At 73.3% G+C, this 21,293-nt stretch carries 24 protein-coding genes; 12 read left to right on the plus strand and 12 right to left on the minus strand.

Annotation, left to right across the window (positions count from 1 at the left end; all coding sequences use genetic code 11):
- Positions 1-36: 36 nt before the first annotated feature.
- Complete coding sequence (cofE, locus tag ACYU96_RS07555) at positions 37-825, plus strand: coenzyme F420-0:L-glutamate ligase (protein ID WP_460751094.1); 789 nt, start codon at positions 37-39, stop codon at positions 823-825.
- 16 nt (positions 826-841) lie between these two features.
- Here cofE and ACYU96_RS07560 read toward each other — a convergent pair whose 3' ends face one another.
- The 3 genes from ACYU96_RS07560 to ACYU96_RS07570 are packed head-to-tail and all read right to left on the minus strand — an operon-like array spanning position 842 to position 6,380.
- Positions 842-4,144, minus strand: a complete 3,303-nt coding sequence (locus ACYU96_RS07560) for an ATP-binding protein (RefSeq protein ID WP_460751941.1) — start codon at positions 4,142-4,144, stop codon at positions 842-844.
- Between the two features lie 2 nt (positions 4,145-4,146).
- Positions 4,147-4,914, minus strand: coding sequence for a DUF4194 domain-containing protein (locus ACYU96_RS07565; protein ID WP_460751097.1), 768 nt, complete (start codon positions 4,912-4,914; stop codon positions 4,147-4,149).
- The gene (locus ACYU96_RS07570) at positions 4,911-6,380 is read right to left on the minus strand and encodes a DUF3375 domain-containing protein (RefSeq protein ID WP_460751100.1); all 1,470 of its coding nucleotides are present in this window, start codon (positions 6,378-6,380) and stop codon (positions 4,911-4,913) included. The genes ACYU96_RS07565 and ACYU96_RS07570 overlap by 4 nt, the downstream gene beginning before the upstream one ends.
- 215 nt (positions 6,381-6,595) lie before the next feature.
- Between ACYU96_RS07570 and ACYU96_RS07575 the strand changes: the two genes are divergently transcribed.
- The 4 genes from ACYU96_RS07575 (at position 6,596) to ACYU96_RS07590 (ending at position 8,814) form a co-directional block, all read left to right on the plus strand.
- The gene (locus ACYU96_RS07575) at positions 6,596-6,805 is read left to right on the plus strand and encodes a helix-turn-helix domain-containing protein (RefSeq protein ID WP_460751103.1); all 210 of its coding nucleotides are present in this window, start codon (positions 6,596-6,598) and stop codon (positions 6,803-6,805) included.
- A gap of 156 nt (positions 6,806-6,961) precedes the next feature.
- Positions 6,962-7,642: a YdcF family protein gene (locus ACYU96_RS07580; protein WP_460751106.1), complete on the plus strand. Its 681-nt coding sequence runs from the start codon at positions 6,962-6,964 to the stop codon at positions 7,640-7,642.
- Positions 7,643-7,718: 76 nt separating this feature from the next.
- Positions 7,719-8,036 carry a YkvA family protein gene (locus tag ACYU96_RS07585; protein WP_460751108.1) on the plus strand — a complete coding sequence of 106 codons (318 nt, stop codon included), beginning with the start codon at positions 7,719-7,721 and terminating at the stop codon, positions 8,034-8,036.
- 64 nt (positions 8,037-8,100) lie between these two features.
- Positions 8,101-8,814 (plus strand): hypothetical protein, encoded by a 714-nt coding sequence (locus tag ACYU96_RS07590; RefSeq protein WP_460751111.1) that lies wholly within the window; start codon positions 8,101-8,103, stop codon positions 8,812-8,814.
- A 64-nt stretch (positions 8,815-8,878) separates the two neighbouring features.
- Here the strand turns inward: ACYU96_RS07590 and ACYU96_RS07595 are convergent, their stop codons facing one another.
- The 3 genes from ACYU96_RS07595 to ACYU96_RS07605 all read right to left on the minus strand — a co-directional run bounded on the left by ACYU96_RS07595 (position 8,879) and on the right by ACYU96_RS07605 (position 10,683).
- Positions 8,879-9,361, minus strand: a complete 483-nt coding sequence (locus tag ACYU96_RS07595; RefSeq protein WP_460751114.1) for a GNAT family N-acetyltransferase — start codon at positions 9,359-9,361, stop codon at positions 8,879-8,881.
- Entirely contained in the window at positions 9,358-9,987 is a 630-nt protein-coding gene (locus ACYU96_RS07600; protein WP_460751117.1) for a 1-acyl-sn-glycerol-3-phosphate acyltransferase, read from the minus strand. Before ACYU96_RS07600 ends, ACYU96_RS07595 begins: the two co-directional genes overlap by 4 nt.
- A gap of 81 nt (positions 9,988-10,068) precedes the next feature.
- Positions 10,069-10,683 (minus strand): DUF4126 domain-containing protein, encoded by a 615-nt coding sequence (locus ACYU96_RS07605; RefSeq protein WP_460751120.1) that lies wholly within the window; start codon positions 10,681-10,683, stop codon positions 10,069-10,071.
- Positions 10,684-10,922: 239 nt separating this feature from the next.
- Between ACYU96_RS07605 and ACYU96_RS07610 the strand changes: the two genes are divergently transcribed.
- On the plus strand, positions 10,923-11,846 hold the full coding sequence (locus ACYU96_RS07610; protein WP_460751123.1) for a glycoside hydrolase family 19 protein: 924 nt from the start codon (positions 10,923-10,925) through the stop codon (positions 11,844-11,846).
- A 102-nt stretch (positions 11,847-11,948) separates the two neighbouring features.
- Here ACYU96_RS07610 and ACYU96_RS07615 read toward each other — a convergent pair whose 3' ends face one another.
- Complete coding sequence (locus ACYU96_RS07615) at positions 11,949-13,514, minus strand: MFS transporter (RefSeq protein ID WP_460751126.1); 1,566 nt, start codon at positions 13,512-13,514, stop codon at positions 11,949-11,951.
- Between the two features lie 91 nt (positions 13,515-13,605).
- Here ACYU96_RS07615 and ACYU96_RS07620 point away from each other — a divergent pair, with 91 nt between their 5' ends.
- On the plus strand, positions 13,606-14,160 hold the full coding sequence (locus ACYU96_RS07620) for a TetR/AcrR family transcriptional regulator (protein WP_460751129.1): 555 nt from the start codon (positions 13,606-13,608) through the stop codon (positions 14,158-14,160).
- A 29-nt stretch (positions 14,161-14,189) separates the two neighbouring features.
- Here ACYU96_RS07620 and ACYU96_RS07625 read toward each other — a convergent pair whose 3' ends face one another.
- Entirely contained in the window at positions 14,190-14,633 is a 444-nt protein-coding gene (locus tag ACYU96_RS07625) for a winged helix-turn-helix transcriptional regulator (RefSeq protein WP_460751132.1), read from the minus strand.
- Between the two features lie 132 nt (positions 14,634-14,765).
- Here ACYU96_RS07625 and ACYU96_RS07630 point away from each other — a divergent pair, with 132 nt between their 5' ends.
- Positions 14,766-15,638 (plus strand): aldo/keto reductase family oxidoreductase, encoded by an 873-nt coding sequence (locus ACYU96_RS07630; protein WP_460751135.1) that lies wholly within the window; start codon positions 14,766-14,768, stop codon positions 15,636-15,638.
- A 49-nt stretch (positions 15,639-15,687) separates the two neighbouring features.
- On the opposite strand, the gene ACYU96_RS07635 is transcribed toward ACYU96_RS07630, so the two are convergent.
- On the minus strand, positions 15,688-16,377 hold the full coding sequence (locus tag ACYU96_RS07635) for a response regulator (RefSeq protein ID WP_460751138.1): 690 nt from the start codon (positions 16,375-16,377) through the stop codon (positions 15,688-15,690).
- Between the two features lie 126 nt (positions 16,378-16,503).
- Between ACYU96_RS07635 and ACYU96_RS07640 the strand changes: the two genes are divergently transcribed.
- The 3 genes from ACYU96_RS07640 to ACYU96_RS07650 all read left to right on the plus strand — a co-directional run bounded on the left by ACYU96_RS07640 (position 16,504) and on the right by ACYU96_RS07650 (position 19,164).
- Entirely contained in the window at positions 16,504-17,718 is a 1,215-nt protein-coding gene (locus ACYU96_RS07640; protein WP_460751141.1) for a sensor histidine kinase, read from the plus strand.
- Positions 17,719-17,779: 61 nt separating this feature from the next.
- Complete coding sequence (locus tag ACYU96_RS07645; RefSeq protein WP_460751144.1) at positions 17,780-18,877, plus strand: fatty acid desaturase family protein; 1,098 nt, start codon at positions 17,780-17,782, stop codon at positions 18,875-18,877.
- A 38-nt stretch (positions 18,878-18,915) separates the two neighbouring features.
- Positions 18,916-19,164, plus strand: a complete 249-nt coding sequence (locus ACYU96_RS07650; protein WP_460751147.1) for a nucleotidyl transferase AbiEii/AbiGii toxin family protein — start codon at positions 18,916-18,918, stop codon at positions 19,162-19,164.
- A gap of 80 nt (positions 19,165-19,244) precedes the next feature.
- Here the strand turns inward: ACYU96_RS07650 and ACYU96_RS07655 are convergent, their stop codons facing one another.
- Together ACYU96_RS07655 and ACYU96_RS07660 are read right to left on the minus strand one after the other, a co-directional pair.
- Complete coding sequence (locus ACYU96_RS07655) at positions 19,245-19,811, minus strand: HhH-GPD-type base excision DNA repair protein (protein ID WP_460751150.1); 567 nt, start codon at positions 19,809-19,811, stop codon at positions 19,245-19,247.
- 4 nt (positions 19,812-19,815) lie between these two features.
- Complete coding sequence (locus ACYU96_RS07660; RefSeq protein ID WP_460751153.1) at positions 19,816-19,947, minus strand: hypothetical protein; 132 nt, start codon at positions 19,945-19,947, stop codon at positions 19,816-19,818.
- Between the two features lie 146 nt (positions 19,948-20,093).
- Between ACYU96_RS07660 and ACYU96_RS07665 the strand changes: the two genes are divergently transcribed.
- Positions 20,094-20,360, plus strand: a complete 267-nt coding sequence (locus ACYU96_RS07665; RefSeq protein WP_460751156.1) for a hypothetical protein — start codon at positions 20,094-20,096, stop codon at positions 20,358-20,360.
- Positions 20,361-20,432: 72 nt separating this feature from the next.
- On the opposite strand, the gene ACYU96_RS07670 is transcribed toward ACYU96_RS07665, so the two are convergent.
- Positions 20,433-21,251, minus strand: coding sequence for a hypothetical protein (locus ACYU96_RS07670; RefSeq protein WP_460751159.1), 819 nt, complete (start codon positions 21,249-21,251; stop codon positions 20,433-20,435).
- Between the last annotated feature and the right edge of the window lie 42 nt (positions 21,252-21,293).

Raw genomic sequence — 21,293 nt, forward strand, 5'->3', positions numbered from 1 at the left:
ACCGGGACCGGACGGCACGCGGGAGACAATGCCGCCATGCACCGCCTCAGCGTATGGGCGCCCGACGGGCTGCCCGAGATCGCACCCGGAACCGACCTCGGCGTCGTGATCGGCGACCTGCTCGCCGCGCAGGACCGTGACGACCGGCCCGCCGACGGCGACGTCGTCGCCGTGACCTCGAAGATCGTCTCGAAGGCGGAGGGCCGGGTGGTCGCGGCCGACGACCGTGAGCAGGCGATCACCGACGAGACCGTCCGCGTCGTCGCGACGCGCGAGCGCCCCGGCGTGCCGCCGCTGCGGATCGTGGAGAACCGGCTCGGCCTGGTGATGGCCGCGGCGGGGGTGGACGCGTCGAACACCCCCGAGGGCACGATCCTGCTGCTGCCGCAGGACCCGGACGAGTCCGCGCGCCGGATCCGGGCCGCGCTGCAGGGCCGGTTCGGGCTGGACCGGCTGGGGGTCGTCGTCACGGACACCGCCGGCCGGCCCTGGCGCGACGCCCTCGTGGACATCGCCGTCGGCGCCGCCGGCCTCTCACCCACCGACGACCTGCGCGGCGGCACCGACAGCCACGGCAGGCCCCTGAACGTCACGGTCACGGCCGTGGCCGACGAGGTGGCCTCCGCCACGGAGCTGGTCCGGGGCAAGGCGACGGGGCGCGCGGTCGCCGTCGTCCGCGGCCTCGCGCGGTACGTGTCCGACGACGACGGCCCGGGCGCGCGTTCCCTGGTGCGCCCCAGCACCGACGACCTCTTCCGAGAGGGCTCCCGCGAGGCCTACGAGCGCGGTCTCGCCGACGCCCGGACCCCGGCGGGACCTCGCTGACCGTCGCGGCGGACCGCTACGCGGTGGGCGTGGGCTCGGCGACCTGGGCCCGGTCCAGGGCGACGACGTCGATCCGCGAGTCACGCCCGTCCGTGCACGTCGCCAGGCCGACGCCGCCCACGTACTCCTCCAGCGTCTGGAGCAGCTTGAGCGGGGTCGCCAGGATCATGTGGAACCCGAAGTCCCGGAACGTGTCCATCGCGGTGCGCGTGAACGCGGTGTCGGCCTTGTCGAAGGCCTCGTCCAGAATCACCGACCCGTACGCAGGGGTGCCGTCGTCCGACACCGCGAGGCGGTAGCGCAGGGCCGCGGCCAGGCAGAACACCACGAGCTTCTGGCGCTGTCCGCCGGACAGCCCGGCGGACGACTCGTGCACGTCCAGCGTCATGCCCGCGCCGTCCAGCTCGACGCCCGTGAAGCGCACGTGCCGCCGCGTGTCCAGGCACAGGTCGCGCCACGCCCGGTCCGCCGGGTCCGCCGACGCGAGCCGGCGCATCAGGCGCTCCAGCCGGGGCATCGACGCGGCACGGTCCGCCGCGAGACCGTCCAGCGCGTCCAGGAACTCCCGCACGGCAGCGGGCTGCTGCTCCTTGACCCGGATCTCCAGGTAGCGGCCGGGACCGTACGCGGAGCGGCGCAGCGACTCGTTCACCGGCACGATCCGCTCCCGGATCACCGACGGGGCCTGCCGGATCTCGGCGGCGAGCCGGTCGAGCGCGCGCTGCGCGCCCCGCAGCAGCATCTGCTCCAGCTCGGCCTCCAGCTCGGGCAGGCGCCGGGTGCGGATCTCCTCGGCGAGCCCGAGGTAGCGCCCGCGGTCCCCGACGTTCCCGCTGAGGTCGCGCGTGAGCGCGGGCCAGCTCCGCCGGAACTCCCCGAGCAGCGCGCTGATCTCCCGCTCGGCCGCGCCCGACGTGCGCAGCCCGGCCTCCCGCTCGCCGTCGAGCGTGCGGGACACGACGAGCGAGACCTCGTCCACCACCTCGTGCGTGACCGTCGGCCGGACCTGCGCGTAGCGCCGCTCCAGCTCGGCCCGGTGCGCGTCCGGGATCGTGCCGGACCCCGTGCCGCGCAGCTCCTTCACCACCCGCTCGATCGCGCGCCGCGCGGCCCGGGCCTCGGCGAGCACGTCCGCGGCGGCGGCCGAGGTGAGGCGTGCGGCGGTCAGCCGTCGCTCGGCGGCCGCGACGTCGTGCTCGGCGGCGGCGAGGTCCTGGGTGCCGCTGAGCAGCGAGTCGAACGTGTGCTGTGCCTCCGCCAGGTCCTGCTCGGCCGTCTCGATGTCGACGTCGCGCCACTCGCGGCGCTGCACCTGTCGCAGGGCGAACGCGCGCTGCAGGCGGTCTCGCTCGGCGTTCGTCGCGGCGGCGACCGCGTCCTCGGCCGCGGTGAGGCGGGCCTGCACGTCGCGGGCCTTGCCGAGCAGGTGGTCGAGCTTGTCGGTGACGTCCGTGCCGAGGATCCACGTGGCCGGGTCGCCCGCCGCGTCGTCCTTGGTCACGTGGTCGCTCGCGTGCTTGACCTGGCCGGCGGGCGTGACCGCGCGCTCCGCGTCGTCGAACCCGGAGGCGTCCTCGACGCAGAGGTAGTCGTAGTCCGACAGGTGACGCTGCAGCCAGCCCGACGCCGGGCCGTCGGCCACCCGGACCTTGTGGATCAGGGAGTCCGGCGCCGACGCCGCGCGCGGTGCGTCCTGGCGCACACTCACCACCCGGTACTCCAGGCGCGTGCCGAGGTCCGCGGAGTCCACCGCGTACCGCACCGCCTCGCGGTGCGCCGACGGCACGAGCAGGGTCGTCGCGAGCGGACGCAGCACCCGCTCGACGGCGCCCGTCCAGCGCTCCTCGCCGGGCCGGATCTCGATGAGCTCCGCGGCGAACCGCAGCGCCGACTCGGCGATCCCCGTCGCCTCGCACAGCGCGCGCCGTGCGGCCAGCAGGTCGGCCGGGAGGTTGCTGCCCGACGTCCGCAGCGCCTGCACCTGTGCGGAGATCTCGGCGTGCGCGATGGCGACCGCCGCCCGCGTCTCGTGCGCCTTGCGCATCTGCGCCACCGGCCCGGTGAGCACGGGCAGCGACCCCGTCAGGGCGTCGGCGCCCTCACCGGCGGCCAGCTCCGAGCGAGCGAGCTCGCGGAGCGCCGAGAACTCGGCGTACGAGTCCGGGGCGGCCAGGCCCACCGACCGCAGGTCCGCCGCGAGCTCCCCGCGCCGGGTGCGGATGCCCGCCGCGATCTCGCCCGCCCGCTGCAGGCGGTCGCCCTGCGTCGCCATCGCCTGGCCGCCGCGCACCTGCGTGACGTTCACCGCCTGCCGGTGCGCGCTCAGTGCCTGTTCCACCTCGGCGTCGGCGGCGTCACGGTCGTGGGCGGCCGTGTCCTCGTAGCGCTGCGCGTCACCGAGCGCGGCCGTGGCGAGCTCCAGCTTGAGCGCGTCCCGGTACGGCTCCAGCGACCCGTGCAGCGTCGCGGCCTGGACCGCGGAGGCGGCGCCGTCGTCGTACCGCCGGCACAGGGGCGCGAGCTGGTCGAGGGCCTCGAGCTGGCGCCGCGCCTCCGCGATCCGGGTGTGGGCGCGCGACACCTCGGCGAACTGCTGCGAGGCGGCCTCGGCCAGGCCGAACGTGATCGGCTCGTCGAGCATGTAGTCCCGGAAGAGGCTGTCCAGGCTGCCCAGGTTCTTCGCCGACTGTGTCCGGTGCAGCAGCACGAGCGCGCTCGGGTCGCCCACGCCGAGGCGCTCGCTGAACGCCGACGCGAACCCGGCGTGCCGGTCCGACACCGTGGCCTCGGGAAGGTGCGCGCGCAGTCCGGGGGCGTCGAGCCCGGTGCGCACGAACGGTTCGAGGTCGAGCAGGTCGACCGCGCCCGGCTGATACACGTACATGTCCGAGGCCTGTGCCGCGGCACGTCGCAGCAGCATGAGGCGCACGAGCGTCGCGACCTGGCCGGTGCCGTCGTCGTAGCGCAGCAGGACCCCGCTCCACGTCGTCCCGGGACGCAGGGTCTCGGCGACGGCCTCGCCCGTGGCGTCGTCGGTGCGGTGCCGCCAGGCGCCGCGCACGTAGCTGGTCACCGACCGGTCGCCCCGCCCGCCCGCGACGGCGGCGGCCGCGGCGGCGTTGAACCGCAGGTCCGCGGGCGGCGTGAGGACCGCGGCCACGGCGTCGACCAGCGACGACTTGCCCGAGCCCGAGTGCCCCGTGAGCAGGAAGCCCTGCCGTGCGACGTCAATGCGGTGGTGGCCGGTGAACGTCCCCCAGTTGACGACCTCGACGCGGGCGAGGCGCCACTGTCCCGGGTGCGTGCCGGTGCTCTGCATGCTCACAGCCCCTCCCTGCTGAGTCGGGCGTACTCGGCCTGGACGGCCTGGATCTCGTCGGCTCCGAAGAGGGTGCGCAGGACGGGTGACACGACGCAGCGCCGGCCCGAGCCGGACGGCCGGAGGATCCCCGCCGCGACGAGCCGGTCCCACCCGGCTTCGAGCCCCGCGTCGAACCCCATGCCGTCGACGCCGCTGCGGCGCCGGAACGGGTGCAGGCGGTCGCTGACGTCGTCGAGGTCGGCCACCACGTCCTGGCCGGGCGACTCCAGCAGGCGCGTGCGCAGGTGCAGCAGCAGGACGGTGTCGAGGAACGACAGCGGCACCTCGCGCACCACCGGCGGCGCGTCCGTCGCGGCCGTGGCGTCGCGCACGAACGCGATCTGGTCGTCGTGGTCCAGAACCACGTCCAGGTACATGTCGGCGAGCCGCGCGCGGACGGCGTCGAGGTGGGCCAGCAGGTCGCGCCAGGTCTCGTCGTCGTCCGCGCCCGACAGGTACGGGCCGCGGACCAGGGCTGCCAGCGCCCGCCGGGCGGCCGCCGGCAGCGTGCCGGGATCGCCCTGCCAGAGGCGCGCGGCCGGTTCGTCCCCGGCCGGGTCGTGCTCCGCCGTCGGCACCGGGAGGTCACGGCCGGGTTCGGCCGTGACCGCGGCAGCGGGAGCCACGGGGTGCTGCGCCGTGTCGTCGGACCGGGGAGGGCGCACGACACGGGCCTGCCCGCTCCCGCCGGGGCGGGAGCTGCTCAGATGTTCCATGGGTCCGGTCACGGGACGGGCTCCTCGAAGCGGTGGCGGGGAATGCGGGCGTTCCGCAGGCTACCGGTGGCGCCCGGCCAGGCGATGTCCTCGCTGCCGCTGCCACGGCGTCCGTGGCGCTCGGCGAGCGAGAGCAGCCCGACGACGCTCGCCAGGCCCTGCGTCGCGGGGTGGGCGCGGAGCACCTCGCCGATCGTGGCGGTGCCCTGGCGGGTCACGACGTCGTTCACGTTGCCGCGCAGCTCGTCCTCGTCGATCTCGGCGGACCGGGCGAGCGCGCGCAGCGCGGAGAGGTCGGCGGGGGCGCCGGGGGCCGGCGGCCGGGGGCGCACGAGCGGTGCGGGGCGGTCGTCGGCGGGATCGTGCGGCCGCAGGCCGGCGGGGGAGGCCGGGGCGACGGCGCCGAGCCTCAGGGTCAGACGGGTCGGCACCTGCGGCAGCACGTCGTCGGCGAGCTCCAGGGCGGTGGCCTCGGCCTCGCGGAGCCGGCCGGCGAGGGCCTGCTCCTGGGGGAGGTCGCCGGACCTGGCGGCGCGCTGGAGCGCGCGGCGCAGGGCCGTCATCGTGCCGGTGGCGTCGTCCGTGGCCGCGCGCAGCTCCGGCACCAGTCTGCGCAGGGCGTTCACCTCGGACGGCGTGAGCTCCGCGGCGGTGCCGGGGGCGCGCAGGAGCCGGGTGACGTGCTCGACGGCGTCGTGCTCTCCGGCGTCGAGCACGTCACCGAGGCCCGCGATGTTCCGCCCCGCGGGCGTCTCGGCGAGGTGGTCGACGCCGCGGAACACGTCGTCGACGAAGGCGTCCCGGGTACGGCTCGACTCGGTGAGGCCCCGGCGCAGCTCGGCGTCGGTGGCAGCCAGCGTCGCGCGCACGCGCAGCAGGTCGGCCGGGATGTCGGTGGCGAGCGCGAGGACCTCGCGGGCGCGCTCGGCGGCGTCGGCGGGGTGCAGGGGCGGGGCGGCACCGCGCCGGACGCGGTCGATCTCGGTGTCGAGCCGGTCCCGCTGCGCGCGCAGGGCCGCGAGGCGGGCCTCGGGGTCGGTCTCCGCGGCGTCGGCGAGGTCACGCAGGGCGTCCAGCACGATGGCGAGCCGGGTGGGGGTGGCCACCGGGTGCGGGCGCGCGAGACGGGCGACGAACGTGACCGCGGCGAGGCCGCCGTCGGACAGCTCGAGCTGCTCGGGGCCAGGGGCGCCGTCGGGCCGCACCGTCGGACGGCGCACCAGGACGCCGTCGCGCAGCCACTCGGTGACCTGCGGTCTCGCTGAGTGCGCGAGCTCGAAGCCCTGGCGCCGCAGCTCGGCGATGTCGTCCTCGAGCCGCGTGACGAGCTCGTTCTCGCCGATGCGCCGCGTGCCGCGGGCGAGGTGCCGTCCGAGCAGCGCGACGGCGCCCGCCGCGTGCCTCGATCGCAGCAGCATCCAGGCAGGATGCTCGGCGGCGAGGCGGCGCGCGGTGCGCGCGGTCGAGACGGTGCTCATACGCGCAGAGGGTACTGGGTTTCGCTGACCGTTATGTGGGAAGCAATACCTGACGTCGTTATGGGCCGCAACATTTCGCGGGACGTCGGACCTTTGGACGTGACAGCGGAAAACTAGATGAATAGGCTCAGGGCTAGACAAGGTCTGCCGGCGGGGAATCGACCGGCAGACCTTGTCGTGCGTCCAGGCAGGCACCACAGCGCGGAGGAATACCCGTGAGCACAGCATCCGAGATCGTCGCTCGTATCCGGAGGGAACGAGGGCTGAGCATGAGCCTCCTCGCCGACCTGGCCGGCGTCTCGAGGTCCACGGTCAGCCGGATCGAGTCGGGGAAGTTCGAGCCGACCTTCGCGCTGCTGCAGCGGGTCGTGGAGGCCGGCGGGTTCGACCTGGACGCGGAGCCCGAGGAGGAGAACGAGTCGTGAGATGCGCGTTTCTTCCGCTACGTTGTATCCGCATGCCGCTGGTCAACGATCGGAAGCGCTCGCGACATGAATGAAGAGGCCCGTGACCCACGGTATCCGGGAGAGGCCATGTCGTCTGCCCATGCCGTGCGGCGCTCTGGGTCGTATGGTCCAGATATGCCGAACGTCATGATCCCCGCCGCTGTGCGGGAGGACGTCGAGATGCTGTGGGCGTTCCACGACCTGCAGCAGGCTCCCCGTCCTGTCGACGTGTGCATCGGCCTGGGCGGCCACGACACAGGGGTGGCGGACTACACGGCCGACCTGTACCACCGCGGGTACTTCCCCAAGATTCTCTTTACCGGTGCGAACGCGACCACCACGCTCGAGGCGTTCCCGCACGGCGAGGCGGTGGGATACCGCGACCGGGCCGTCGCGCAGGGCGTGCCGGACGACGCCGTCCTGATCGAGCCGCTGGCGCGCAACACGGCGGAGAACGTCGAGTACAGCCGCAAGCTGCTCCGCGAGCACCAGATCCACGCGGGCTCGGTGATGTTCGTCACCAAGCCGTACCATCAGCGGCGCGTCTATGCGACGTGCCAGATCGTGTGGCCGGAGGTGGAGGCCTACTGCGTCTCCCCGCCGTTGCCCCTCGACGAGTACGTGTCCAGCATCGGCGACGTGGACCGGGTGATCGACATGCTCGTCGGCGACACCCAGCGGCTCACCGTGTACGCCGAGAAGGGCTTCATCGCGGGCGGCCAGGAGGTGCCCGGCGACGTGCAGAGCGCGTTCGACCGGCTCGTCGCGGCCGGCTACACGAGCCGGCTGGTGCCCGAGGAGCCGGTGCACGTCTGACGCCGTCGCGAGATCGCATCACGGACTTTGAGGGCAAGCCTGGCGAGTCGCACAGAATTCCGTTACGTTCGCACGCATGAACTGGAAGCAGATCATCGCGCTCGCGGCGTCGATCGGGACGATTGCGAGCCCGATCGATCTGATCCCCGATGCCATCCCGATCCTCGGCCTGTCCGACGACGCGGTGGCCGTGGTGGTCGCCGGGTTCACCCTCTACAAGGCAGTCCAGTCGTTCCGCGCGGCCCGGGCCGCGAAGGCGGGGGGCGGCGGCGCCAAGGGTGCCGGGGACGCGGCGCCGGGCACCGCGAAACCGACGGGTTCGCAGGGGCCCACGGGCAAGGGGGCCAAGATCATCGTGGACCCGGGCGCCGTCCCGGGGAAGAGGCGGAAGTAAGCGTCCTTGCGGGACATGTAGTGACCCCGGCTGTTTGCCCGGTTCTGGTATTTTCACTTCCATCATGACTAAGGGGAGTGAGACGGTGAACGAGCCGGGTGCGGAGCAGAGTGTGGCGGAGGCCGTGGAGCCGGCCGAGGTCGGGACGGAGGCACCCGACGTCGACGCCGGTCACGAGGACGACGTCGCGACGCACGCGGCCCCAGCCGACGACACGACCGCAGCGCCCGCCGCTGCGGTGGAGCCCGCGGAGGTGGAGCCCACCGACACCGATCGCGCCGGCAACGGTCTCCAGGGTCACGCCGCCGAGCGCCTGCACGCGCTCGTCGAGCGGGGCGCCGAGCGGATCCCCGGCGACCAGGGCGGCGCGGTCTCGAAGTTCGCGGTCGCACTCCTGTCCTTCGGCAGCGCCATGACGCAGCGAGGTGACGACAAGAAGGAGACCTCGGCCCTCGCGACCGACGCGGTCAAGCTCTTCAAGAGCCTCGACGACGACCCGAGCAAGCAGCGCGAGGCGATGGAGAAGGCGATCTCCGACCTCGGCGCGAACCTCGTGGGCGCGGAGGAGCGCGACAAGGTGGTGGACGTCGCGCAGGAGGCCATGGGGCTGTGGAAGAACGCCGGAGGCGGCGTGGCCGGTGCGGCGGGCGCGGCGGCGTCGCTGGCGAAGTCCGACAGTGCGCTCTCGCTGCGTTCTCTCGCCGGGCTGCTGCGCCGGGGCGGCGACGAGGACGGCGCCGCCAAGTCGGAAGAGGAAGCCCGCAAGCTCGAGGAGTGACCGCCAGGCCGCCTGTGGACGAACGGGTCGTCGACGAAGTCCATGACGTCGAAGCCCAGGGGCGTCAGCGGGTCATGCGCAGCTCGGTGACGTCGGGGAGGTCCTCTCCGGTGATCCGGGCACCCTCCAGGGCGAACCCGTTGCGTTCGTAGAAGCGCCGGGCGCGGGGGTTGTCCTCGGCGACCCAGAGCTGGCACGGCTCGTCCGGCGGGACGACGGCGTCGAGCAGCGCCTGGCCGACACCCGTCCCGTGGTGCGCGTCCAGCACGTAGAGCATCCAGAGCTGTGTGTCGCGGACCGGCGTCACGCCGTACTGGGTGGCCGCCCCGGCGGCGTGCGCCAGGCCGACCACCTCGCCGTCGACCTCGGCGAGCGTCGGCGCGAAGCCGCGCACGAGCAGCCGCTGCCAGGCACTGACCCGCGCCTCGAGCGTGTTGGTCTCCCAGAACTCGGCGGGGAGGACGTCACCGTAGGTGGCGACCCAGGTGGCATGGTGCACCCGGGCGCCGGCGGCGGCGTCGGCGAGCCGGGCCGTCCGCAGCCTCACGCAGCGGCCTCGTTCTCCTGCGGGCCGTCCTCCGAACGGAGGCGGGGCTCGACGCGGTTCTCCGGCCGCACACCCGACTTGTCCGCGTAGAACGCGCGGACGCGGTCCATGTCCGCCCGCACGTCGCCCGTCATCTCCAGGGACGGGCCGAGGCCCACGAGCCGCCGGTCGCCGTCGACGTAGCCCAGCGTCACCGGCATCCCGGCGGCGCGGGCGATCCGGTAGAAGCCTGACTTCCAGTAGCCAGAACCCGCACCGCGCGTCCCCTCCGGGGTGACGACCAGGTGCGACACCGTGCCGGACCGCATGCCGTGCAGGAGCTGGTCGACCACGGCGGAGGGGTCGCTCCGGTCCACGGCGACCCCGCCGAGCGCCCTGATCACCCCGCCGAACGGGCCGCGCAGCCACGAGTCCTTGATGAGGAACTTGATGTGCAGGTTCATCTCCCACGCGATCGCGAGCATCAGGAAGAAGTCCGTGTTCGACGTGTGCGGCGCACCGACGAAGATCGTGGGCCGGTCCGGTGCCGTGCTGGGAGAGAGTCGATACCCGGTGGAGAGCCAGATCAGTCGCGCTCCCGCGCGCCCCAGGGCGCGGGTGACGGCGGACGGGCTGGTGCGAGGCATGGGCTTCCTTGGTCTCGGGGGAGAGCGGTATCCCAGTCTGGCAGACCTGCGCCGCCCGGCCGTACCGGGTGGCCCGCCGGCTCAGGCCGTCTCGTACGCCTGGTCGATCTGCTTCAGACGCCGGTGCTTGCGTACCCCGCGCACGATCATGAACAGCCCGACCGCGAACAGGATGAGCACGGGGATCATGAGGAACGGCAGCGTGATCCCGAGGAACGAGACGCCGACGGCGGCGACGTCCTCCACCGTGCTCATCACCGGCGCGGCGGTCCCACCGCTGATGGTGTTCGTGATGACGCGGCCGCCCGCCTTGGCCGCGTGCACGACGAGCGCCAGCGCGATGCCGATGACCACGGTGATCCACTCGCCGCCCGCCAGGAGCGCCTCCGGGTCCTGGACCGTCACCGTCTCCGACGCCGACCCGGCGCCGAAGGCGATGCCGCCCGCCGTCGGCCGGATGAACGTCTGCAGGACGTCGTTGAAGGAGTCCAGGGCGGGGATCTTGTCGGCCGTCATCTCCAGCACCAGGAGCACCGCGAGGATCGCCATCACCCAGGGGTTCTCGAGCCAGCCCCAGCCGGACGGCAGCGTGAGCAGGTCGCTGAACCGGGAGAGCAGTCCGAGCAGGAGCAGCGGGATCCAGGCGTTGACCCCGGCTGCCATGGCCAGGCCACTACCGGTGGCAAGTTCGAGCATGCGCCGAGTGTTCCACGGGACACCGACACCGCACCACGAAATGCCGTCCTTGTCCGATCCGTGATCTTGCGCGTCCGGCCCGCTCGCTGCGGCGCGTCGCGACGGACCGTACGCTCCCGGCCCTGCCGCTCATGTGGGAATCCCTCATTCGTGCTGGTCAAAGCTGTTGCTAGGGTCGCAAACAAATAGGCCGCAGAACATTTTGCGGCACCCTCAGAACACGGACCGAGGTGGTTTACGTGAGATCCCGTCGAAAGCCTTTCCTGCTCGCAGCTCTCACTGCCGCGATCCTGGCGACAGGAGCGGCCCTCATTCCGGGCATCGCGGCCCAGGCCGCGCCGGCCGAGTGCAGCGCGGGCGGCTGGAACAGCGGCGCCGTGTATGTCGGCGGCGACTCCGCGACCCACAACGGCAGCGCCTGGCGGGCCAAGTGGTGGACCCAGGGCGAGGAGCCCGGCACCACGGGTGAGTGGGGCGTGTGGGAGCGGATCGGAGCCTGCGACGGCGGTGGTGACGATGGTGGCGGTGACGACGGCGGCAGCGACGGTTTCGTCGTCAGCGAGGCGCAGTTCAACCAGTTCTTCCCCCAGCGGAACTCGTTCTACACCTACGGCGGGCTCGTCGCCGCGCTGAGCGCGTACCCGGACTTCGCCTCGGCCGGTGGTGACGCCGTCGCGAAGCGGGAGGCGGCAGCGTTCCTCGCCAACGTCTCGCACGAGACGGGCGGCCTGGTTCACATCGTGGAGCAGAACACCGCGAACTACCCGCACTACTGCGACACGTCGCAGCCCTACGGCTGCCCGGCGGGCAACGCCCAGTACTACGGGCGCGGCCCGATCCAGCTCAGCTGGAACTTCAACTACAAGGCCGCGGGTGACGCGCTCGGTCTCGACCTGCTGCACAACCCGAGCCTGGTGCAGAACGACTCGGCCGTCGCCTGGAAGACCGGGCTCTGGTACTGGAACACCCAGAGCGGGCCGGGCACCATGACGCCGCACGCGGCCATGGTGAACGGTGCCGGGTTCGGCGAGACGATCCGCAGCATCAACGGCTCCATCGAGTGCAACGGCGGGAACCCGGCCCAGGTGCAGAGCCGGATCGACACCTACCGGCACTTCACCGGGCTGCTCGGGGTGGATCCCGGGGGCAACCTGAGCTGCTGATCCGGCAGGTCCGAGTCGCAGGGCGGGGCGGGTGCCGGACCGGCACCCGCCCCGCTCGCACTGCTGCACGCCCGAGCCCTCTCCCGCATCCGGCCGGGCTCGCTACGGCGTCCGGTTCCTGGCCCGGTCCCGCGCCCGAGCGGCCGGGCGGGACCGGGTGGCGGGCTCGGACGGGATGAGCCGCCAGGACACGACCGCGGCGGCCAGGGTCAGCACCGAGGCCACCAGGCAGGCGGTCTGCAGCGCCCCCACGAAGGCGTCGCGGGCGGCATCGAGGACCTCGGGCCGGTCGCCCGCGGCGGCTACGGCGGACGCGAGCGAGTCGGACACGCGCGCGCCGACGTCGCCGGGCACATCCTGCGGGACCGTCACGCGGGCGCGGTAGCCCACCGTGACGAGCGACCCGAGCAGCGCGATGCCGAACGCGGCGCCCAGCTCGTAGGCGGTCTCGGAGATCGCGGACGCGGCGCCCGCCTTGGCCGGCGGGACCGCAGAGACGACGGCGTCCGTGGTCAGGGTCATCGCCAGGCCGACGCCCAGTCCCGTGGGCACCAGGGCGAGAGCGAGCCACGCGTAGTGGTCGGCGCCCTCGGCCGCCGCGACCGCGGCCATGCCGAGACCGGTGGCCGCCAGCCCGGCGGCGATCGCGCGCCCGCGCCCCAGACGTGTCACGGCCACGCCCACCAGGGCCACGACGGCGATGGAGGCGATGGTCGCGGGCAGCTCCGCCAGCCCGGCCACCAGCGGGCTGAACCCGCGCACGAGCTGGAGGTACTGCGAGAAGAAGAACAGCAGGCCGGTGAGGGCGAAGATCGCGATGAGGTTGGCGAGCACCGCCCCGGTGAACGCGGGCACGCGGAACAGGTCGATGTCGAGCATGGGTGAGCGCGAGCGGGCCCGGAGGTGCCGCTGACGGCGGACGAACGTGACGCCGGCGCCGACCGCCACCAGGAGCGCGGCGGCCGTGGTGGCGTCGAGGCCGTCGCTCACCGCGTGCTTGACGCCGTAGACCAGCGGCATGATCGCGGCGAACGACAGCGCCGCCGAGACCAGGTCGAGCCGGCCCGGGGCGGGGTCGCGCGACTCCGGCAGCAGGACGCTCCCCGCGCCGACGAGGACCAGGACCACCGGGAGGTTGACGAGGAAGACCGACCCCCACCAGAAGTGCTCCAGCAGCGCGCCGCCCACGAGCGGCCCGGCCGCGGCTCCCGCTCCGGCGGCCGCGGACCAGATAGCGATGGCCTTCGTGCGCTCCCCCGCGTCGGGGAAGATCGTGCGGATCAGGGACAGGGTCGACGGCATGAGGGTCGCCCCCGCGACGCCGAGCAGCAGCCGGGCGGCGATGAGCACCTCGGCGGTGGGTGCGAACGCGGCGAGCGCCGAGGCGGCACCGAAGGCGCAGGCCCCGACCAGGAGGAGCCGCTTGCGCCCGACCCGGTCGGCGAGGGTGCCCATGGTGACCAGGAGGCCGGCGATCGCGAGCGAGTAGACGTCGCCGATCCAGAGCACCTGGGTGGCGGTCGCGGCGAGGTCGCGGGTGAGCGAGGGGACGGCCAGGTACAGGACGGTCCCGTCGATCGCGAGCAGGCCGACCGCCAGGACGAGGACGGCGAGCGCGGCCCACCGGCGCCTGGTGGACATCTCGGTGGCGTGCACGGTCGTGATCATGGGCGCTACTGTACCGTCTGGACGGTACAGTAAGCGCTCACGGGGTTGTTGTGACAGGGTGGGGCGGCCGAGCCGGGAGAGGGTGCAGCGGGTGAGCAGGGTTGCGGGACGGGACCGGGAAGCGACGCGCCGCGCGCTGCTGGACGCGGCGGCGCGCGTGGTGCGCGATCGTGGCGTCTCCGGATCGCTCGACGACGTCGCACGCCGCGCCGGGGTGTCCAAGGGCGGCCTGCTGTACCACTTCGCGGGCAAGGACGCGCTGCTGCGAGCCCTGGTGGTCGACCGCCTGGAGCGGTTCCGAGCCGCCGTCCTGGCCGACGTCGACGCGGACGACGAGGCGCCCGGCCGGCTCGTGCGGGCCTATGTCCGCGCGAGCGTCGACGCAGCGAAGGACGCCGCCGCGGCCCGCGAGGAGCTGGCGCTCATCGCGCACCTGTCCACCATCGAGGCGGTGGGCGAGCTGGCCCAGCAGGACTCGCGCCGGTGGCGCCGGGATCTCCGGGAGGACGGCCTGCCCGACGGCCTGCTGTCGCTGGTGGTCGCCGCAGCGGACGGCGCCGCCGCCCAGCCGATGTGGGGCGACGAGCCGTCCCCGGCCGAGCTGGCGACGCTGCGGGACCGGCTGCTGGAGATGACGTACGTGTAGCGGCGGGTCGGCGGGCGCCCCGCCGGGTCTCAGCCGCCGGCGCCGTCGCCGGCCGCGCGGTGCGTCAGGACCTCGTCCATGTGGGTCTCGGCCCACGCGCGAAGGCCGCGGGTCAGGTGGTGCAGGGAGAGGCCGAGGTCGGTCAGCTCGTAGGTCACCGTGACCGGCACGGTCGGGGTCACGGTGCGGGTGACCAGGCCGTCGCGTTCCAGGGAGCGCAAGGTCTGGGTCAGCATCTTCTGGCTGACGCCGGCGATCAGGCGGGCGAGCTCGGAGTACCTCAGCGGCCGCGGCCGGCCCCGCTCGCCCGGCTCGGCGTGGGCTACGGCGTCACCGCCGAGCGCGCACAGGACCAGGGTGACCCACTTGTCGGAGATCCGGTCGAGCAGCCGGCGGCTGGGACAGGCGGCGAGGAACGCGTCGTACCGCGCCTTCGCGTCGGCCTTCTGCTGTCTCGCGGTCGTGGTGGCCATCACTGACTCCAGGTACTCGTGGGTGGGTTACACACTTCGAGGTGGCTACTTCCCCTCAGGAAGTCACCTTCGAATACTGGGGCACGGAGCCGCGAGGCGCCACCCCTGATCCCTGACGAGAGGTACTGCGCGATGAACACCGCTTCGACACCCCTTCCCGGAGGCACCTGGATGCTCGGCGACCTCCCGGTGACCCGGTTCGGGTACGGCGCGATGCAGCTGGCCGGCCCCGGAGTCCTGGGCCCGCCCGCCGACCACGACGGCGCGCTCGCCGTGCTCCGGGAGGCCGTCGAGCTGGGCATCACCCACATCGACACCAGCGAGGCCTACGGGCCCCGGGTCACCAACCGGCTCGTCCGGGAGGCCCTGCACCCGTACCCCGGGTCGCTGCACGTGGTCACCAAGGTCGGCGCGACCCGGGACGCGCAGGGCGGATGGCCGCCGGCCCGGCGTCCCGACGACCTGCGCCGTGCCGTGGAGGAGAACCTCGAGTCCCTCGGCACGGACGTGCTCGACGTCGTGAACCTCCGCCTCGGCGACGCCACGGGCCCCCGGCCCGAGCCGCTGGCCGAGGCCTTCGAGACGCTCGCCGAGCTGCGACGAGAGGGCGTCGTCCGCCATCTCGGGGTGAGCAACGCGACGCCGGAGCAGGTGGCGGAGGCGCAGGCGATCGCACCGGTCGTCTGCGTGCAGAACTGGTACAACCTCGCCCACCGGCACGACGACGCCCTGGTCGACCGGCTCGCCGCGGACGGCGTCGCCTACGTGCCGTTCTTCCCCCTGGGCGGGTTCAGCCCGCTCCAGTCCTCGGCGCTCTCCGCGGTGGCCTCCCGCCTGGACGCCACGCCGATGGCGGTCGCCCTGGCCTGGCTCCTGCGGCGTTCGCCGAACATCCTGCTGATCCCTGGCACCTCGTCCGTGGCGCACCTGCGCGAGAACGTCGCCGGGGCGGGGCTCGTGCTCTCGGACGACGATCTCGCGACGCTGGACCGGATCGGCCGGTAGCTCCCGGGCGCGGGCGGGCCGACCGGCCTCCCTCCCCGGGAGGCCGGTCCTACCGCTTCGCGCGGACCAGCCCCGACTCGTAGGCCCGCACGACCATCTGGGTCCGGTCGCGCAGCCCGAGCTTGTTCAGGATGCGTGACACGTGCGACTTGACCGTCTGCTCGGCGAGGACCAGGGTGTCGGCGATCTCGGCGTTCGACAGCCCGGTGGCGACCTGACGCATCACGTCCAGCTCACGGTCGGTCAGGCCGGAGAGCGTGGTGTCGGGCTGGGCGCGGGCGTCCGGCACCGCGGTGTAGTCGGCGATGAGCGCCCGCGTGACCTTGGGGGACAGGAGCGCCTCGCCGTCGGCCACCACGCGGACCGCGTGCGTGAGCTCCTCCGGCGGGGAGTCCTTCAGCAGGAACCCGCTCGCGCCCGCCCGCAGCGCGGCGAACACGTAGTCGTCGGCGTCGAACGTGGTCAGCATGATCACCTTCGGCGGCGTGCCGGGCATGGCGAGGATCGCGCGGGTCGCGTCCAGGCCGTTCACCTTCGGCATACGGATGTCCATGAGCACGACGTCGGGGCGGGTGCGGCGGACGACGTCGGTGATGCCCGCGCCGTCGTCGGCGGTCCCGACCACCGTGATGCCCTGGCGGGCGTCCAGCAGCGCGGCGAAGCCGGCGCGGATCATCGACTGGTCGTCGACGACCAGGACCCGGACGTCCCGCTCGGGTGTGTCGGAGGTGGGGACCATGATCTCAACCTATCCCGGTGTCCTGCCGCTCCCCGAAGTGGATACTCCAGAGTGACGCGGCGGCCCTGCCGGGCGCCTAGTCTGACGGTGATGGACCGCCCTCACGAATCCCGCTTCTCTGCGGTCATGCGCGCCCTGACACGGACCGACGGCGTCACCGTCTCGCCCGAACGCCGCGCGGTCGTGTGGCTGTGGACGGTGGTCTCGGTCGGCACGGTCGTGCTCGTCGCCGTCGGCTGGCCGCTGACGGCGTCCGGCTACGGCACCCACCCCTCGGCGGCCATGGCCGGCACCCTCCTGCACTGTGCCGCCGCCCCCCTGGCGGTCCGGTGGCCCTGGGCGGGCCTGGGCGCGTCGATCGCCGGGGCGCTGATCCTGATCCCGATCACCGCCGGCGCGGCGCCCGAGTGGCCGTGGCCCTGGCCGGTCACCGTGCTGCTCGCGCACTGCCTCACCGTGTTCGTCCTCGCGCTGCGCCATTCCTGGTACTGGGCGGCGTCCCTCTGGTCGGCCGGGGCGATGCTCACCGTCCTGGCACCGGCCGCCATCCACCACGACGCCGACGACGCCGTGGTCGCCAACGGCGTCGTGCTGCTCTCGGTGAGCGGTGCGTTCGCCCTGGTCGGGCTGCTCGTCCGGCTCTGGATCGCCAGCGTCGGCCGCGTCGAGGAGGCCCAGCGGCTCAGCGCCGCCGAGGTCACCCGGCGCCGTGAGCTCGAGGAACGCAACCGCATCGCCCGCGAGCTGCACGACATCGTCGCCCACTCCATGTCCGTCATCACTGTCCAGGCCACCACGGCCCGCTACCGCCGCGCCGGCCTCGACGACGGCGTCCAGCAGGAGTTCGAGGAGATTGCCGCCTCGTCCCGGCGCGCGCTGGGGGAGATGCGCGGCCTGCTCGGCATCCTGCGCGGGCACGACACCGCCCCCACCGCGCCCCTGCCCGGCCTGCCCGACGTGGCCGGCCTCGTCGACTCCACCCGCGCCTCCGGCGCCGACATCGCCTACTCGGGCACCGACGCCGAGGTTCCCGAGGCCGTCGGGCTCACCGCGTTCCGAGTGGTCCAGGAGGCCCTGAGCAACGCCCTGCGGCACGCCCCGGGCTCGTCCGTCGTGGTCACCGTGTCCGAGGACGGGCACGACGTCACCGTCCGCGTCACCAACACCGCCCCCGAGAGGGTCGCCGAGCCCGCCCCCGGCGCCCGGCTCGGGCTGGCCGGCATCCGCGAGCGCGTCGGCGCCCTCCGCGGCTCCGTGACGGCGGGCGAGACGGCCGGCGGTGGCTTCGAGCTCACCGCCGTCATCCCCGTCGTCGAGGACGAGGACCCGCTACTCAGGTAGGGGGCGAAGTTGGCTCCCGGGAGGGACGCGCTCGGCACCACCTCCTTTCTACGTTGCACCTATGACGATCGATGCCCCGGTTCGCGCGGCACGGCCGGTCCGGCCGGCCCGGACCCGCTCTGCCCGCAATCCGCAGACCAACGACTACTTCGATCTCATGCGCCGCGTCTCCGACGCGGGTCTCATGGCGCGCCGGCCCGGCTGGTACGTCTGGCGGACCGTGGCCCTCGCCGCCGAGCTGGCCGTCATGCTCGTCCTGCTGCTGACGCTGGGCCAGACGTGGTGGCAGCTGCTCGTGGCCGTGGGCTTCGCCGTGGTCTTCACCCAGGGCGCGTTCCTCGCGCACGACGGCGCCCACCAGCAGATCTTCGTCAGCGGGTCCCGCAACGCCTGGTACTCCCGGATCATCGGCAACTTCGTGGTCGGGCTCAGCTACGGGTGGTGGACCCGCAAGCACAACAAGCACCACGGCAACCCCAACGTGATCGGCAAGGACGGCGACATCGCCACCGGCGCGCTCGTGTTCGTCCCCGGCGAGGAGACGGGCCGCACCGGCCTGCTCGGCTGGGTGACCCGGCGGCAGGGCTGGCTGTTCTTCCCGCTGCTCACGATGTTCGGGCCCGTGTTCCACGCGACCGCCATCCACAGCCTGGTCACCACGCCGGCGATCAAGCACCGGGCCGCCGAGGGCTGGCTGCTCGGCATCCGGCTCGTCGGCTTCCCGCTGCTCGTGATCGCGACCCTCGGGCCCTGGCTCGGCGCAGCCTTCCTCGTGGTGCAGCTGATGGCGTTCGGCCTGTACATGGGTGCGGCGTTCGCCCCGAACCACAAGGGCATGCCGCTGCTCCCGAAGGACGCCGACGTGGACTTCCTGCGCCGGCAGGTGCTCACGTCTCGCAACATCCGCGGCGGCCGGTTCGTCGACTGGGCGATGGGGGGCCTCAACCTCCAGGTGGAGCACCACGTGTTCCCGCGCATGTCGTCCGGCAACCTTCGGCAGGCGCGCCTGATCGTGCGCGAGTTCTGCGCCGAGCGGGGCATCCGGTACACGGAGACCGGGCTGCTGGAGTCCTACCGGATCGTGATCCAGTACCTCAACCGTGTGGGGCTCGGCCACTCCGACCCGATGGAGTGCCCGATCGCGGCGCAGTACCGCTGACCGGGCGTCGAGGGTTGCTCGGTGGTGTTGTGCGGCTGATGGGCTACCCGGATCACATGGTCCTCGCCGAGAAGATCGTCACCGCCGTCGAACGCGGCACCGCGAACACTCGCCGGCGAGACCTCGTCGACGTCGCCGCCGTCGCTCGGACTCGGTACATCCGCCAGTCCGACCTGGCTGCCGCGACTTCACAGGCCCAGCACTTGACGGCAGCTCCGAGGGCCGCACGTGGGATCCCGAGGCACGCACGTGGCGGGTGCCACGGGGTGGCTTCGGCGACCGCGTAGGTGTCTCCGACGGATCGCCGGTCGCGCGGGCTCACGCAAGCCCGCGCAACCGGTACCCAGGACCGGCCTGAGCGTCTGCATCAGCCCGCGGCCTTGGCTGCCGCCTTCTTGGCCTTCTTGAAGTCGCGGACCCTCTGGAGGGTTTCGGGGCTGGTGACGTCGGCGACGGAGCGGTAGCCGTCCAGGGCGTAGTCGCCGGCGGCTTTCTCCCAGCCCTCGGGGCGGATGTTCATCTGTTTGGCGAGGAGGGCGATGAAGACCTTGGTCTTCTGGTCGCCGTATCCGGGCAGGGCCCGGACCCGGGCGAAGAGGTCGTCGCCGGAGGTGGCCTCGCGCCAGATGCGGGTGGCGTCGCCGTCGTACTCGTCGACGACGTGTTGGGCAAGGTCCTGGACCCGGCCTGCCATGGAGCGTCCGTAGCGGTGGATCGCGGGCGCAGTGGTGGCCATGGTGACGAACTCGTCGGGGTCGGTCTCGGCGATCACGCCCGGGTCGATCGACCCGAGCCGGGACTTGATCTTCCACGGCCCCCGGAACGCGTGCTCCATCCCGTACTGCTGATCCAGCAGCATCGCGACCATCACCGCGAAGGGATGCTCATTGAGGACGGCGTCGGCCTCGGGTAGTCCTGTGACCTGGAAAGACATGTAGTCACCCTCCGAATGCTGTGCATGGCCGGCGGATCTTGTGGTCCAACAACATCCCCGTGAGCAACGCGATCGGGTCGTCGCTCGGCAATCGGGCCGTGTCGGGGTCGCCGGTGATCCAGAGCTCGGTAGCCATGAGCCCATTGTCACTCCGGCAGCCTCCGGCAGGCGCGCCTGATCGTGCGCGAGCGCCGCCCGCTGCCGCCCGCTGCCGCCCGCTGCTGCCCAGAACTCCGCCTGACGAGGGAGGTCATGGCCGCGGCGACCGCCTACCGTGGAGGGATGGCGGACGACGACGCGGAGGAACGGCCCAGGAGTGCTGAGGGCTCGGCGACCTCGACGAACGACTGGAACTGGGGCCTGGGTGTCGCGCTTGGGGTGGGTATCGGAGTCGCTCTGGGCGTGGCGCTCGACAACATGGCGTTCATGGCGCTCGGGATCGGGCTGTTCCCGGTGCTCGCGATGGTCTTCCGCACCAGGCGGCCGGACGACGGCGAGGAGGCCACGCCTTCCGGGGAGGACCCGGGCTCGCCGGTGGACAAGGACTGACGCGGCGTACGGCGGCTCCCGGCCGTGCCCTCGGCGCCGGTGGGCTCGGCGCCGCACGGTACGGGACCGCGCTCACGAACGGCGCTGCTCGTCGAGGTCGATGTCGGCGAGCAGCGGCGGGACCTTGACGTCGTCGTTCTCGAGCGTCACCTCGGCCCACTCGTCCCCGAGCCGGACGTCCACGCGGTGCGCGAGGCCGTCGTCGCCCACCCAGTACCGGATGCCGGCGTCGTCGGGGTCGACCGGCGCGACGTCGCCCGCGCTGCCGCCCTCACTGCCCCCGGCCTTCGCCGGCGCGCTCGTCGGCCCCGCGAAGACCTGCACCTCGTGCCCCGCCGCCTCGTCCGCCCGCAGCCACAGCGCTCCGCCCTGGCGGACGAGCCGCGGGTCCTCGGGCCGGTCCGCGCCGAGCCCGGCGAGCACCGCGAGCACGGCGGAGAGCGGGGACGTGCTCGGGTCGAGCGGGGCCGCGGCCCAGCCGTCGAGCGACCTCAGCGGCTTGCCCAGCCGGTCGCCGTCGGTCATGGCGACGAGGCGGCCGTCCCACATCACGCGGTCGGTGGCCCTGCCGTCGGTCGACACGAGCCCGTAGCCCGTGCGTGTCGTGTAGTCGACCCAGCCCTCGAGGCGCACCTCGTGGCCCTGCTCGTCGTACTCCGCGGTGATCGCGCGGCTGCCCGCCTCGACGTTCCCGGAGCGGACGCCCGCCAGCAGCTCGGACTCCGCGACGGTCACCGGGCGGGCCGGGCCCGGCGACGGGGCGGACGCCTCGCTGCCACTGGTGCAGCCGGCCGCGGTCAGGACCAGGAGCAGCACCGCGACCACGGCGCCCGCCGCGGGCCGGGCCACGCGCAGGGGCGGGCGCTCGCGGCGCCCGTCGCCCCGGCTCACCGGGCACCGCCCGGGTCGGCGGGGCGAGCGGTCGCGGGAACG

The organism is Myceligenerans cantabricum, assembly GCF_054777735.1.

Bases quoted from the DNA above. Each gene is read 5' to 3' on its own strand.
- cofE (WP_460751094.1), top strand. From the start codon at position 37: ATGCACCGCCTCAGCGTATGGGCGCCCGACGGGCTGCCCGAGATCGCA.
- ACYU96_RS07560 (WP_460751941.1), bottom strand. From the start codon at position 4,144: ATGCAGAGCACCGGCACGCACCCGGGACAGTGGCGCCTCGCCCGCGTC.
- ACYU96_RS07570 (WP_460751100.1), bottom strand. From the start codon at position 6,380: ATGAGCACCGTCTCGACCGCGCGCACCGCGCGCCGCCTCGCCGCCGAG.
- ACYU96_RS07580 (WP_460751106.1), top strand. From the start codon at position 6,962: ATGCCGAACGTCATGATCCCCGCCGCTGTGCGGGAGGACGTCGAGATG.
- ACYU96_RS07585 (WP_460751108.1), top strand. From the start codon at position 7,719: ATGAACTGGAAGCAGATCATCGCGCTCGCGGCGTCGATCGGGACGATT.
- ACYU96_RS07590 (WP_460751111.1), top strand. From the start codon at position 8,101: ATGACTAAGGGGAGTGAGACGGTGAACGAGCCGGGTGCGGAGCAGAGT.
- ACYU96_RS07600 (WP_460751117.1), bottom strand. From the start codon at position 9,987: ATGCCTCGCACCAGCCCGTCCGCCGTCACCCGCGCCCTGGGGCGCGCG.
- ACYU96_RS07605 (WP_460751120.1), bottom strand. From the start codon at position 10,683: ATGCTCGAACTTGCCACCGGTAGTGGCCTGGCCATGGCAGCCGGGGTC.
- ACYU96_RS07615 (WP_460751126.1), bottom strand. From the start codon at position 13,514: ATGATCACGACCGTGCACGCCACCGAGATGTCCACCAGGCGCCGGTGG.
- ACYU96_RS07625 (WP_460751132.1), bottom strand. From the start codon at position 14,633: ATGGCCACCACGACCGCGAGACAGCAGAAGGCCGACGCGAAGGCGCGG.
- ACYU96_RS07630 (WP_460751135.1), top strand. From the start codon at position 14,766: ATGAACACCGCTTCGACACCCCTTCCCGGAGGCACCTGGATGCTCGGC.
- ACYU96_RS07635 (WP_460751138.1), bottom strand. From the start codon at position 16,377: ATGGTCCCCACCTCCGACACACCCGAGCGGGACGTCCGGGTCCTGGTC.
- ACYU96_RS07640 (WP_460751141.1), top strand. From the start codon at position 16,504: ATGCGCGCCCTGACACGGACCGACGGCGTCACCGTCTCGCCCGAACGC.
- ACYU96_RS07645 (WP_460751144.1), top strand. From the start codon at position 17,780: ATGACGATCGATGCCCCGGTTCGCGCGGCACGGCCGGTCCGGCCGGCC.
- ACYU96_RS07650 (WP_460751147.1), top strand. From the start codon at position 18,916: ATGGGCTACCCGGATCACATGGTCCTCGCCGAGAAGATCGTCACCGCC.
- ACYU96_RS07655 (WP_460751150.1), bottom strand. From the start codon at position 19,811: ATGTCTTTCCAGGTCACAGGACTACCCGAGGCCGACGCCGTCCTCAAT.
- ACYU96_RS07660 (WP_460751153.1), bottom strand. From the start codon at position 19,947: ATGGCTACCGAGCTCTGGATCACCGGCGACCCCGACACGGCCCGATTG.
- ACYU96_RS07665 (WP_460751156.1), top strand. From the start codon at position 20,094: ATGGCGGACGACGACGCGGAGGAACGGCCCAGGAGTGCTGAGGGCTCG.